This window comes from Proteus vulgaris, assembly GCF_011045815.1.
Taxonomy (GTDB): Bacteria; Pseudomonadota; Gammaproteobacteria; order Enterobacterales; family Enterobacteriaceae; genus Proteus; species Proteus vulgaris_B.
Genome location: NZ_CP047344.1, coordinates 2759296 through 2773272, shown reverse-complemented (window position 1 = coordinate 2773272; position 13977 = coordinate 2759296). Strand labels below are relative to the sequence as shown.

The 13977-nt window shown below is 39.6% G+C and carries 8 protein-coding genes; all 8 read left to right on the top strand.

Annotation, left to right across the window (positions count from 1 at the left end):
* Positions 1-259: 259 nt before the first annotated feature.
* The gene (locus tag GTH24_RS13170; RefSeq protein WP_072068694.1) at positions 260-5353 is read left to right on the top strand and encodes an alpha-2-macroglobulin family protein; all 5094 of its coding nucleotides are present in this window, start codon (positions 260-262) and stop codon (positions 5351-5353) included.
* A 48-nt stretch (positions 5354-5401) separates the two neighbouring features.
* The gene (pbpC, locus tag GTH24_RS13165; protein ID WP_072068693.1) at positions 5402-7723 is read left to right on the top strand and encodes a peptidoglycan glycosyltransferase PbpC; all 2322 of its coding nucleotides are present in this window, start codon (positions 5402-5404) and stop codon (positions 7721-7723) included.
* Positions 7724-8067: 344 nt separating this feature from the next.
* On the top strand, positions 8068-8493 hold the full coding sequence (gene ndk, locus GTH24_RS13160; protein WP_164526492.1) for a nucleoside-diphosphate kinase: 426 nt from the start codon (positions 8068-8070) through the stop codon (positions 8491-8493).
* Positions 8494-8649: 156 nt separating this feature from the next.
* Positions 8650-9831 (top strand): bifunctional tRNA (adenosine(37)-C2)-methyltransferase TrmG/ribosomal RNA large subunit methyltransferase RlmN, encoded by a 1182-nt coding sequence (locus GTH24_RS13155; RefSeq protein ID WP_109407318.1) that lies wholly within the window; start codon positions 8650-8652, stop codon positions 9829-9831.
* A gap of 88 nt (positions 9832-9919) precedes the next feature.
* Positions 9920-10354 (top strand): hypothetical protein, encoded by a 435-nt coding sequence (locus GTH24_RS13150; protein WP_072068692.1) that lies wholly within the window; start codon positions 9920-9922, stop codon positions 10352-10354.
* A gap of 75 nt (positions 10355-10429) precedes the next feature.
* A complete protein-coding gene (gene rodZ, locus GTH24_RS13145) occupies positions 10430-11398 on the top strand; it encodes a cytoskeleton protein RodZ (protein WP_072068691.1) in 969 nt (322 codons plus the stop codon).
* 47 nt (positions 11399-11445) lie between these two features.
* Positions 11446-12567 carry a flavodoxin-dependent (E)-4-hydroxy-3-methylbut-2-enyl-diphosphate synthase gene (gene ispG / locus GTH24_RS13140; RefSeq protein ID WP_072068690.1) on the top strand — a complete coding sequence of 374 codons (1122 nt, stop codon included), beginning with the start codon at positions 11446-11448 and terminating at the stop codon, positions 12565-12567.
* A gap of 122 nt (positions 12568-12689) precedes the next feature.
* Positions 12690-13973 carry a histidine--tRNA ligase gene (gene hisS, locus GTH24_RS13135; RefSeq protein WP_036912557.1) on the top strand — a complete coding sequence of 428 codons (1284 nt, stop codon included), beginning with the start codon at positions 12690-12692 and terminating at the stop codon, positions 13971-13973.
* Positions 13974-13977: the final 4 nt, after the last annotated feature.

Below are 13977 nucleotides of genomic sequence, written 5' to 3'. Positions count from 1 at the left end.
TATCGCTTTTTTTTATCCTATAATAGAATATTGACTAATTTAGCAAATTGTTTGCATTTTTATATAATGCATTGTTTTATCAGATTTTTATTTTTGGTGTAAAAATAGCGCGACTTTTCCCTGTAAAGAACTTCATTATATTCGATAAAATATAGTCAATATTGTTATTTTTTATCTTATTAGAACAAAGAAAAATCTATATTATCTCTGCCCGGCCTGCATAAAACATCGCATTATTCAGGGGTTGAATTTAAAGGAAATGGATATGAATCAAAACCAATTTAGACAATATACAGAAAAGAGAGGCTATCGTTGGTGCTCACTTGCTGTTGTATTGGCGTCTGCGTTGGCACTGAGTGGGTGTGATGACAAAGCTGATGAAAGCTCGTCATCAACAGACAAAGCGCAAAACGTACAAACAACTGAGCAAAAAAACACAGCTCAAAATACACCAGATACTGCCACTCAAACTAGCGAAAGATCAGCAGTTACAACAAAAACGAATAATGAAACTGCATTAAAAAGCAAAGAAGTTCGTGATGAGTTGGCTATGCGTTTTGCAGGAAAAGATGTCACTGTATTAGATGCATCAGAACTGCAACGTGATGGTGCAAGTACTATGGTGGTGACTTTCTCTGTACCTCTTGATCCAGACCAAAAGTTTGATAACGTTATTCATCTTGTTGATACCAAAAAAGGAAAACTAGAAGGTGCGTGGGAGTTATCAGACAACTTGATGGAGTTGCGTTTTCGTCATTTGCCACCATCAACAGAATTGAATTTAACCATTGATGATAAAATCAAAGGTATTAATGAACGTACATTAACAACACCTTTTAGCCAGAAATTAACCACAGAAGAAATTTTCCCTTCAGTTGGATTTACTAGTAAAGGGTCGTTATTACCATTTGATGCTGCGGAAGGCTTACCTATTATTGCCTTAAATGTGGATCAAGTAGATGTTAACTTTTTCCGTGTAAAAGACGAGCAATTGGCTCAATTTTTAACGCAATGGGAAAGTCGTTCTAACATTAACTATTGGGAATCTGATGAATTTTTATCTCAAGCTGATTTGGTTTATACCGGTCGTTTTGAGTTAAATACAGAAAAAAACACCCGTGAAAATGTATTGTTACCATTAAAATCAATAGATGCTCTGAAAAAAGAAGGCGCCTATATTGCTGTAATGCAACAAGCTGGTAAATATTCGTATACGGTGCCAGCTACGGTATTCACTTTTAGTGATATCGGATTGTCGATGCATAGTTATCTTGATTCGTTAGATGTTTTCACCCAATCACTTAAAAATGGTTCTGCGTTAAATGAAGTAGAAATCCGTTTATTAGATGAAAAAGGCGGTTTAATCTCCAAAGCGCAAACAGATAGCCAAGGACATGCCACACTTGAGAAAAGTGATAAAGCGCGTTTATTAATGGCTATTCGTGATGGTCAAACTAGTATGATTGATTTGCGTAAACCTGCGCTTGATCTTTCTGAGTTTGATATCGGTGGCCCTCAAGGTTATAGCAAACAGTTTTTTGCTTTTGGCCCTCGTGATCTTTATCGTCCAGGTGAAACTTTAATTGTTAATGCGTTACTGCGCGATGGCGACGGTAATCCAATTAAAGAGCAACCCGTTAAAGTGGATTTACTCAAAACAGATGGCCAAGTGTCACGTAGTTTTGTATGGCAGCCTGAAAATGGACTCTACCAGTTAAAATTAGCTATTCCTGCTGATGAAAATACTGGTACACGTACTTTGCGTTTTGATATCGGTGATGGAACGCCTCGGTTCTATGAATTTCAGGTTGAAGACTTTATGCCAGAGCGAATGGCATTAGTCATCACGGGTAAAAAAGGCATCCTACTTAGTGGTAATGATGCTTATTTTGATCTTGAAGGGCGTTACCTTTATGGTGCACCAGCAGCCGATAATCGCTTACAAGGACAAGTCTTCTTAAAAGCTTCTCGTGAAGCGGTCAGTAAATTACCTGGCTATGAATTTGGTACCGTAAAAGATGAAAATTTCAGCCGTTTATTGGATGAGTTTGAACTTAATTTAGACTCTGACGGACAAGGTGAATTAAGTGTTGATAGTGATCGCTATGCTGAACTGAAATCACCAATTAATATTATTTTACAAGCAAGCTTGCTCGAAGCTGGTGGGCGCCCGGTTACTCGCCGTTATCAGCAAGCTGTTTGGCCTGCCACTCATCTTGCTGGTATTCGTCCAGTCTTCCCTAAAAAAGAAGTTTATGACTACCGTACAGATAAATATAAATCAGGTTACAGCGTTGATGAAAACTCAATGGCTGAATTTGAAATTGTCTATACAGATCAAGACGGTAAAAAACTCCCTGCAAACGATCTTAAAGTGAAGTTTATCTATGAGCGCCATGATTATTATTGGCGTTGGTCTAGTTCGAATGGCTGGGAATCGGGCTATAACGAAAAAGATCTGCAAATGGATGAACAAACCATCAAAATAGCAAAAGATGGCACAGCAAAAGTGGCCTTCCCTGTTGAATGGGGTTCTTACCGTATTGAAGTGGTCGATCCTAAAACAGAATTAGTCAGTAGCTTACGATTCTGGGCGGGATATTCTTGGATGGATAACACTGGTGGAACAGGAGCGGTAAGACCAGACCAAGTTAAACTTAAACTGGATAAAGAAGGTTATTTACCAGGCGAGAAAGTGAAGTTAAACATTGTCGCACCTCATCCGGGCAAAGGTTATGTCTTATTAGAATCAAGTAATGGGCCTTTATGGTGGCAAGAAATTGATGTGCCAGAAAAAGGACTCGATGTTGAAGTGCCTATTAATAAAGAATGGGCAAGACACGATCTCTATCTGACATCTGTTGTTGTAAGGCCTGGTGATACGTCAAAACAAGCGACTGTAAAACGTGCTGTTGGTATTTTACATTTACCATTACAGGATAAAAACCGTCGGATTGATATTTCACTTGATGCACCTGAAAAAATTCGTCCAAATCAAGATTTAAAAATCCGCATTAAAGCGAATCCAGTTGCAGGCCAGCCATTACCTGAAAACATTAATGTTTTAGTTTCTGCGGTAGACACGGGTGTATTAAATATTACAGAGTATAAAACGCCAGATCCTTACGATGCCTTCTTTGGTCGTAAACGTTACAGCATCGATCAATATGATGTTTATGGGCAATTAATTGAAGGGCAAGGTCGTTTAGCGAATCTGCGCTTTGGTGGTGATGGTGGTGAAGCTGCTGCGCTATCTCGTGGTGGTAAAAAACCATTAACCGATGTGCAAATCATTGCTCAACAAACAGCACCTGTAAAATTAAATGCCCAAGGCGAGGGAGAAGTTTCTTTACCTATTCCTGAATTTAATGGCGAAGTTCGTTTAATGGCGCAAGCTTGGACAGCTGATAAATTCGGTAGTCAAGAAGGTAAAGTGGTTATTGCGGCACCTTTAGTGACTCAACTTTCATTGCCTCGATTTATGGCGGGTGGTGATAATGCACTGTTGTCTTTAGATTTAACCAATCTAACGGATGACGCACAATCTATCACGTTAAATTACACAGCTTCTGGTCTGGTAGGATTAGGTGGTGCAGAAAGTAAAACAGTATCGCTGACAAAAGGTGAACGTACCCAAGTTCAGATCCCAGTAAAAGCGAAACATGGCTTTGGTCAAGGCGAATTCTCGCTGTCTATTTATGGTATTAAAGTACCTGGTGAAGAAATTAAGCCTTACCACAACACATGGAATATAGGTGTTCGTCCTGCTTATCCGGCAGAAACACTTCATTATGCAAGCACGTTACAAGATGGTGAGACGTGGAGTTTGCCAACAGACGTTTTAAATCGTTTTAATAACTCAACGCTTGAAGGTGAATTATTACTGACAAGCCGTCCTCCATTACAGATTGCACGTTATGTCAGAGAGTTGTTTGCTTATCCTTATGGTTGCTTAGAGCAAACTGTCAGCGGGCTTTATCCTTCTTTATATTCAACAGAAAAAGAGTTGAAGCAATTAGGGATCAAAACGCAAACTGATGCTGATAGAAAAGTGGCAATTGAAAAAGGTATCGCCCACCTGCTGACAATGCAAAAAGCAGAGGGAGGATTCTCTTTATGGAACCAAGATGGACGTGAAGAGTATTGGCTAACAGCCTATGCCACTGACTTTTTATTCCGTGCTTCACAACAAGGTTATGCTGTTCCAGCGGAACCATTAAAACGTGCCAACGATCGCTTATTGCGTTATTTACAAGATAAAAGCTTGGTTAACTATGAATATGCGGTTAACCAAGATGCTGCCCGTTTCTCTGCCAGAGCATATGCAGCACTTGTATTAGCGAATCAGCAAAAAGCACCTTTAGGTGAATTACGTCGTCTTTATCTTGAGCGAAATGATGCTGGTAGTGGTTTGGCGTTAGTTCAATTAGGCATTGCGTTAAAATTGATGGGTGATAACAGTCGTGCAGAAGGTTTAATTGCAGAAGGTGTGACAACAACTCGTAAATATAATTATGGGTTAGGTGATTACGGTAGCGTTATTCGTGACCAAGCGTTAATTATTGCTTTATTAAGTGAAAATAATCTTGAAACACAATCTCGTGATGCAAGTGTGATTACGTTATCAGATAACTTAACGAGTCGTGAATGGTTCTCAACACAAGAAAGCAACTCTTTATATCTTGCGGGGCGCTTCTTTATTAATATGTCTGAGCAACCTTGGGAGGTCGCTGTAAATCGTCAAATCCCTGCAATCAGTAGCGATCGCGCGGTGAATGAAACATTAACATCAACGCAATTACAAGAAGGGTTGGAACTAAACAACCGTGGTGGTGCTGCGATTTATTCACGCATGAATATCGTAGGCTATCCGAAAGTGGCTCCAGCACCTTATAGTAATGTGTTAAATGTTCATCGTAGTTACTACGACTTGAAAGGAAATCGCGTTCATCCAAATCGTTTACAAAGTGGTGAAATGCTGGTGGTGAAACTAGAAGTTTCAGCAGATAGAGATGTTCCTGATGCTTTGGTTGTTGATTTATTACCTGCGGGTCTTGAAATTGAAAATCAAAACTTAGCATCAAGCAGTGCAAGCTTGAGTGATAGTGCGGCTGACTTACAGGAGTTTATCGACGATATGGGGCAAGCTAATATTAAGCACCTTGAATATCGTGATGATCGATTTGTTGCTGCGGTTTCTGTAGACAGATATCGTCCGACAACATTACTCTATTTAGCAAGAGCAGTTACACCGGGTAGCTATCAAGTACCACCTCCACAAGTTGAATCAATGTATGTGCCTTATTGGCGAGCAATAGGTTCAACAGAAACCAAGATTGATATTGTTCCTTAAATCTTGTAGCCCTTTCTTCGGAAAGGGCTTCTTCCTTTGAGTGATTGAATGAAACTAGGATATAAACGGCTTATTGCTGTTATCATTATTTTTCTGTTTGTAACCCCCATTTTAGTCTGGATCGCAGATAAAACTTGGCCTCTCCCTGATCCTGAACCTCAAATAGCAACTATTGTCACGGCGCAAGATGGCACACCTCTTTGGCGTTTTGCTGATAAAGAGGGGGTGTGGCGTTATCATGTCAAACTTGCAGATGTTTCTCCTGAATATTTAGATGCTCTTATCACCTATGAAGACCGTTGGTTTTATCAACATCCCGGTGTTAACCCAATGGCAATATTACGAGCGGCATGGCAAGACTTAAGCTCAGGAAGGATTGTCTCAGGAGGAAGTACGTTATCGATGCAAGTGGCTCGACTGATTGATCCACACTCCCGAACTTTGAGCGGAAAAATCAAACAGCTTTGGCGTACCTTGCAATTAGAATGGTATTACTCAAAAGACGAAATTTTGGAGATCTACCTCAATAGAGCACCTTTTGGCGGTACTTTAGAAGGTATTGGTGCGGCAAGTTGGGCTTATTTAGGTAAATCACCTGCTGATTTGTCTGCAGGTGAAGCAACATTAATGGCGGTATTGCCACAAGCACCAAGTCGTTTACGACCTGATAGATACCCTGAACGAGCTCAAGCTGCTCGCGATAAAGTGCTTGATAGGCTGGCAGAGTATCAAATATGGTCACAAGAAAAAGTTGATGAAATAAAAGAAGAACAGGTTTTATTAGCACCAAGACAAACGCCACAATTGGCGCCATTGCTTGCTCGTCGTATGTATAACGAAAAGCGAGAGCCTGTTATAACAACAACGATTGATATCAATATTCAACGACAACTTGAAGATATTGCCAATCAATGGAAATATCAGCTAGCGGATAAAACATCCTTAGCTATTTTAGTGGTTGATCATACAGATATGAGTGTCAAAGGGTATGTCGGCTCTGCGGATTTTAATGACAATTCGCGCTTTGGCCATGTCGATATGATTAGTGCATGGCGCTCGCCAGGTTCAACATTAAAACCTTTTATTTATGCACTTGCATTAGATGAAGGGCTTATTCATGCGGAATCACTCTTACAAGATGTACCTCGTCGATTTGATAATTATCGCCCCGGCAATTTTGACTCTGGTTTCAATGGTGCAGTCAGTGCCAGCGAAGCCTTAAGTCGTTCTTTGAATCTACCGGCAGTACAACTTATTGAAGTGTATGGTGCCAAGAAATTTGCAGCAAAATTGCGACATAATCACCTTGAAATGCGCTTTCCTTATGGCTCAGAACCTAATTTAGCTCTGATTTTAGGGGGAACAGCAACACGTATGGATGAACTTGTTTCCGCCTTTAGTGCGCTGGCAAGGCAAGGAAAAACAGCACCTTTACGTTTTAAACCAGAACAGATAATCGAGAATCGGGTATTAATGTCACCAGGTTCCGCGTGGATCACAAGGCGTATTTTGGCAGGAGAAGCTAGGCCTCGTCCAGATAGTGCAATTTCGCCTGTAGTTCCTTTGGCTTGGAAAACAGGTACTAGTTATGGCTATCGAGATGCATGGTCTATTGGAGTGAACGCACGTTATACCATTGGCGTTTGGGTTGGAAGGCCTGATGGTACTCCGGTTGCAGGACAATTTGGTTTTGCAACAGCTGTACCTATTATGAATCAAGTTAATAACTTACTAACAGGCTATTTCTACCAAAATAAACAGCGGCCACCGACAGATCTACGCCCTAGTAGTGTAACCGCTGCAACCATTTGTTGGCCAACAGGTAAGGCATTACCAAAAGAAGATAGCAATTGTAGAGTCAGTCGTCGAAGTTGGATCTTAGATGACACCATTCCACCAACTTTATTAAATGATAGCCAAGAAGGTATTTTGGGGATCAACGAAAAAATTTGGTTAGATAATGAAGGTAAACGCACAGGACCTAATTGCCTTAATGCAACGTTAAAAGATATCGCCTTATGGCCGATAGCATTAGAAGCATGGTTGCCTGAAAAAGAGCGTAGAGCAAAACGACTGCCACCGATTTCTGAAACTTGTCCACCAATTAAAGAGGATATTATTCCCTTGTTTATTTCAGGTATTCGTGCGGGTGATTTACTAAGACCATTACCCAGTGAAACTAATCTTGAAATAACCGTTTCTACGCAAGGTGGAAGTGGTATGCAATGGTGGTTTTTAAATGGCGAACAAATAGGAAAGACTGAAAATGGTGAAACGTTCTCTTATTTACTAGAGAAACGAGGTAAATACCAATTATCGGTGCTTGATTTAAGTGGTCAAACGGATATGGTTAATTTTATATTCCGTTAAACTGAAACGATGAGATAAACAAGAACCGAGAGATTTTTAACTAAAATACGCTTTTTAATAAAGATAAAAGAATTATTAATAGCGTTTCATTACGGTTCTTTTTTATTCTCATTTTTCAGTTTGAGTATGGGAAACGTTAAAAATGTGATTAGATCGATAATTTATAACTTTTTTGCCACAGTTTTTTAAAAAAAAAGTTATTCAATCTGTGCAATTCATTTTTATCCTCCTATAATCGAGCCCTTATTTTTTGCAGGGAATGCGGTTTTTGATTCGTTTTTCCATGATCTGCGATAAAAGAGATAACAAAAGTTATCATTAATAAAATAATTTAGAGGTAAGACATGGCTATTCAGCGCACATTTTCTATTATCAAACCAAACGCAGTGAAAAAAAATGTTATCGGTGCTATCTACCACCGTTTTGAAAGTGCAGGCTTTAGCATCATTGGCGCTAAAATGTTGCATTTGACTCGCGAACAAGCTGAAGGCTTTTATGAAGAGCACAAAGGCCGTCCATTTTTTGATGGCTTAGTTGAATTTATGACTTCTGGCCCAATTATGGTTCAAGTGTTAGAAGGTGAAAATGCGATCCAACGTCACCGTGATCTGATGGGTGCCACTAATCCAGACAATGCATTAGCAGGTACATTACGTGCTGATTACGCTGATAGCTTTACTGAAAATGCGGTACACGGTTCAGATTCAGAAGCTTCTGCTGCTCGCGAAATTGCCTACTTCTTTACTGAAAACGAAGTTTGCGTACGCTAATTTATTAGCATCTCTACGCGAAAAACAGTACAATGCGACGCCCTGTTTGATTATTAACAGGGCGTTTTTTATTATTGTTTAATTATACAAATATATAAGTATCCCATTAGCATCAATGCTAATGCAGGCCGCATAGTGTAACAACGAGGCAATGTCATGACCCAATCTACCACCCCAGCGCCAAGCGCTTCTGTCGCTGTTTCTAAAGAAAATACTGTGAATCAAAAAACTAAAATTAATCTGTTGGATTTAAATCGTAAACAGATGCGAGAGCTTTTTGTCTCTATGGGCGAAAAACCTTTCCGTGCTGACCAAATTATGAAGTGGATGTATCACTACTGTTATGACGATTTTGATCAAATGACAGATATCAACAAGGTGTTACGCAACAAATTAAAAGAAATTGCTGAAATTAAAGCACCTGAAGTTTCTGAAGAACAACGTTCAACTGATGGCACGATTAAATGGGCAATTAAAGTTGGCGATCAACAAGTCGAAACTGTGTATATCCCAGAAGATGATCGTGCAACGTTATGTGTTTCCTCCCAAGTCGGTTGCGCTTTAGAGTGTAAATTCTGTTCAACTGCACAGCAAGGTTTTAACCGTAACCTAAAAGTATCTGAAATCATTGGGCAAGTGTGGCGTGCAGCTAAAATTATTGGTTCATTAAAAGAGACTGGCCGTCGTCCTATTACTAACGTAGTTATGATGGGGATGGGGGAGCCATTACTGAATTTAAATAATGTTATTCCAGCACTTGAAATCATGATGGATGATTTTGGTTTTGGTTTATCTAAACGTCGTGTCACTGTATCTACATCAGGTGTTGTGCCTGCATTAGATAAATTAGGTGATGCCGTTGATGTAGCATTAGCTATTTCATTACATGCGCCAACTGATGACATTCGTGATGAAATCGTACCAATTAACAAGAAATATAATATTGAAATGTTTCTTGAAGGTGTTCGCCGTTATATTGCTAAATCAAATGCGAACCAAGGGCGAGTTACTATTGAATATGTCATGCTTGATCATATTAATGACAGCACAGAACAAGCTCACCAATTAGCCGAGCTTTTAAAAGATACGCCATGTAAAATTAACTTAATTCCATGGAACCCATTCCCGGGCGCACCCTATGGACGTAGTTCTAATAGCCGCATTGACCGTTTCTCTAAAGTATTAATGGAATATGGTTTTACAACAATTGTACGCAAAACGCGTGGTGATGATATTGATGCGGCGTGTGGACAATTAGCGGGTGATGTTATTGACCGCACAAAACGTACACTGAAAAAACGCCAACAAGGTGAACTAATTTCAGTAAAAGCAGTCTGATACAGTTGGATATCTCTTTCTTTGTGAAGTGTCTTACATAATTGCAAAGTAGAGAGAACAAGGATGAATATATTTAAGGAATATAAAGATGATAAGGATATCATCAGTAATTATAACTATTGGCTTGATGTTATTGACATTAGGTTGTCAATCATCAGCCAATCAAGAACGTGTTGCAGTATCGACACGTTTACAATTAGGTGATGCTTATTTAGCTGAAAGGCAATACCAAGCCGCACAATATCATTTCCAAAAAGTGTTATCGGTGATGCCAAATCACCTTGAAGCTAATTTAGGAATGGCATTAACATCGCAGTTATTGGGAAATTCTATTCAAGCGTTAGATTATTACAAATTAGCGATGAAGTCGAAGCCAGTAAATGTTAATGTATTAAGGCTTTATGGTAATTTCCTTTGTGAACAAAAACTATTAAACAATAATAGTGTGTCAATTGAGGATATACCGCCAGATTATTTGGTTTGCCAGCAAAGTAATAATGAAATATCAAAAAATTCGCGGTGATAACGTTAAGGTATTTGGTACTTTTTCGAGTTCATCAATGTTAAACATCCAATAGCCACAGTGCCTAGATTGCTAATGAATACTGAAAACAAAACCGAAGAAGTGAAATTAACAGCTGGTCAACTTTTACGTCAGGCACGAGAAAAAGTAGGGCTAACACAACAAACTGTTGCTGATCGACTTTGTTTGAAGTTATCGACAGTTCGCGAAATTGAAACAGATTCTGTTTCTTCTGATATTGCACCAACCTTCTTACGTGGATATATGCGCTCTTACGCCAAATTAGTTGGCGTTCCTGAAAAAGACATCCTTGGTTTTATCGACCAACAAGCGCCCGTTAAACAAATTAGGATGACAACCACACAAAATTACTCATTAGGTAAACGTCACAAAAAACGTGAGGGCTGGCTGATGAAAATCACATGGGTGATTGTCATTGTAATGGTCGCACTCGTTGGTGTTTGGTGGTGGCAAGGTCATCAGGCGGATCAACAAGAATTAGTCTCTATGGCATCACAAGACATAGGGCAAAATAGTACACAAGAAAACACTAATACGGTAGATTCTCCATTAGCAACCTTAGATAATACGTCAACATCTGAAGGTGATAATTTACAAGTACCTGCATCGCCATTAGTCGATACTCAGGGGAGTAATGTTGCTACGTCACCAACAATTGAAACGACGACACCTGCACCTACAGAAGTTAGAACAGTTCCATTACCGGTATCACCGTTAACAACATCGACAACTTCTCGTGCAAATTCAACACAAGAATCAACATCATCACAAGCGTCTGAGGTCGCAAACCAATTAGTGTTAATGTTTGATGGTGAATGTTGGTTAGAAATTCGTAATGCTCAAAATAAAATTTTATTTAATGGTATTAAGAAAGCGGGTGATCGTTTGGAATTTGATGGTGAGCAACCTTATAAACTAAAAATAGGCGCACCGTCTGTTACTCGCTTACAGTTTAATGGTGAATCAATTGATTTAAGTCGTTTTACTGGAAAAATAGCAAAAATAACAGTACCGAGCGCTTAATCTGACTACACATTTGAGCAAGCATGGAAGCATGGGAGAATTAATCAATGCATAAAGAATCACCTATTATTCGTCGTAAATCTACTCGAATTAATGTAGGTAATGTTCCTGTTGGCGATGGCGCACCTATCGCTGTACAGTCGATGACGAATACACGAACAACAGACGTAGAAGCGACTGTTCGCCAGATAAAATCTCTGGAACGTGTTGGGGTGGATATTGTTCGGGTTTCTGTGCCTACAATGGATGCTGCCGAAGCATTCAAATTAATTAAGCAACAGGTTAATGTGCCTTTAGTGGCTGATATTCATTTTGACTATCGTATTGCATTAAAAGTCGCTGAATATGGCGTTGATTGCCTGCGTATTAACCCAGGTAATATCGGAAGTGAAGAGCGAATTCGTCAAGTTGTTGACTGTGCTCGTCATTATAATATTCCTATTCGTATTGGCGTAAACGGTGGCTCACTTGAAAAAGACATTCAAGAGAAATACGGAGAGCCTACACCTGAAGCGTTAGTTGAATCAGCAATGCGCCATGTCAATATTCTCGAACGACTGAACTTTGAACAATTTAAAATTAGTGTAAAAGCCTCTGATGTTTTCCTCGCAGTAGATTCTTATCGCTTATTAGCAAAAAAAATTGATCAACCTTTACACCTTGGGATCACCGAAGCCGGTGGAGCAAGAGCTGGGTCAGTTAAATCAGCTATTGGTTTAGGGATCTTATTATCAGAAGGTATTGGCGACACATTAAGGATCTCATTAGCGGCAGATCCAGTTGAAGAGGTTAAAGTCGGATTTGATATTCTAAAATCATTACGTATTCGTTCTCGTGGTATTAACTTTATTGCTTGTCCAACGTGTTCGCGCCAAGAATTTGATGTCATTGGAACAGTTAATGAATTAGAACAACGGTTAGAAGATATTATCACTCCAATGGATGTCTCTATTATCGGTTGTGTTGTTAATGGCCCTGGTGAAGCAGAAGTATCAACGTTAGGCGTTACTGGTGCTAAAACACGCAGTGGATTTTATGAAGATGGCGTAAGACAAAAAGAGCGCCTTGATAATGGTAATATGATTGATTTATTAGAAGCGAAGATCCGCGCTAAAGCGTCAATGCTTGATGACAGCATGCGTATAAACATAAATCAATTGGATAAATAACACTCAAAAAACTGGCTCATTAATCAATGAGCCAGTTTTACTATTGATTTCACGTTGAATACTGATTGATTTCGCTTCTATAATCAGCCTAACAATCAACTAATAACTATTAGAGAAGAAAAGTGGCACAAAAAATCCAAGCCATTCGTGGTATGAACGACTATCTACCTGCTGACACTCGTGTATGGCAGAAAATTGAAAATACACTAAAACAAATTTTAGCGGGTTATGGTTTTAGTGAAATCAGAACACCTATCGTAGAGCATACCCCTCTATTTCAGCGAGCAATTGGTGAAGTCACTGATGTTGTTGAAAAAGAAATGTATACTTTTACCGATCGTGGTGAAGATGCGCAAAGCCTGACGTTACGCCCAGAAAATACTGCGGGCTGTGTACGTGCAGGTATCGAACATGGTTTGCTTTATAACCAAGAACAACGTTTATGGTATTTAGGGCCAATGTTCCGTTATGAGCGCCCTCAAAAAGGTCGTTATCGTCAATTCCACCAGTTAGGTGCAGAAGTCTTTGGTCTACAAGGCCCAGATATTGATGCGGAATTAATTATGTTAACTGCGCGCTGGTGGAAAGCGTTAGGTATTGCAGAACACGTAACATTAGAACTTAACTCTATTGGTTCATTAGAAGCACGAGCTAAATACCGTGAAGCGTTAGTCGCTTTCTTAGAGCAGCATGTAGATAAGCTAGATGAAGACTGCAAACGTCGTATGTATTCTAACCCATTACGTGTTTTAGACTCAAAAAATCCAGAAATTCAGACTTTATTGAATGATGCCCCTGAACTTTTCGATTATCTTGATGACGAATCAAGAGCACACTTTGATGGTCTTTGTGCATTATTAGATGCTGTGGGGATCACCTACCGTGTTAATCAGCGCTTAGTGCGAGGTTTAGATTATTATAACCGTACTGTTTTTGAGTGGGTTACCAGCGCATTAGGATCACAAGGTACAGTTTGCGCAGGTGGGCGTTACGATGGTCTTGTGAAGCAACTTGGCGGACATCCAACGCCTGCGGTGGGCTTTGCAATGGGTATGGAGCGCATGATTTTATTAGTTCAAGCGGTTAACCCTGAATTTGTTGCAGATACTAATGTGGCTGATGTTTACCTTGCTTCTTTTGGTGAGAAGAGCCAAAGCGCAGCATTAATGCTTGCTGAAGAAATTCGTGACCAGTTACCAACATTACGTCTAATGACGAATCATGGTAATGGCAACTTTAAAAAGCAATTAGGACGTGCCGATAAACAAGGCGCTAAAATTGCATTGATTTTAGGCGAAGATGAAATTAATGCTGGCACCGTTGCAGTGAAAGATTTGCGTTCAGGTGAACAAACAATCGTTGCTCGTAATGAGCTAGCTCAGCAATTGACTCTGTTATTAGGTTAAGGAG